Annotated in this window: 1 pseudogene; it reads left to right on the forward strand. The window is 60.0% G+C overall.

Annotation, left to right across the window (positions count from 1 at the left end):
- A pseudogene (locus Q4563_RS16115) lies at positions 1 to 455 on the forward strand (dihydroorotase); the annotation flags it as partial.

Below are 455 nucleotides of genomic sequence, written 5' to 3' on the forward strand. Positions count from 1 at the left end.
GCTCAGCCACGGCCAACGTCGACTGGCAGTGCATGCTGAAGATCAGGCCCGCCTGATAGCACGCAAACAACAGTTGGGAGACAACCATTCGGTACACCTGCACCCCCATTGGCGGGATGAACAAAGCGCCCTGCTGGCCACCCAAAAAGTCGTCCTCATGGCCGAACAGGCCGGGCGCAGACTCCATCTGTTGCATGTTTCAAGCGCAGCAGAAATGGCCTTTCTGGCGCACCATAAACGCCTGGTGGCGGTCGAGGTCACACCTCATCACCTCACCCTTGCGGCACCAGACTGCTACGAGCAACTGGGCACACTGGCACAAATGAACCCACCGGTACGCGACCAGCGCCATCAGGATGCCCTGTGGGCAGCGATCAACAACGGCCTGGTCGATGTGATTGGCAGTGACCACGCACCTCACACCCTGGCAGAAAAACAGCACCCCTGGCCGGACT

The sequence above is a fragment of the Gilvimarinus sp. 1_MG-2023 genome (assembly GCF_030548285.1).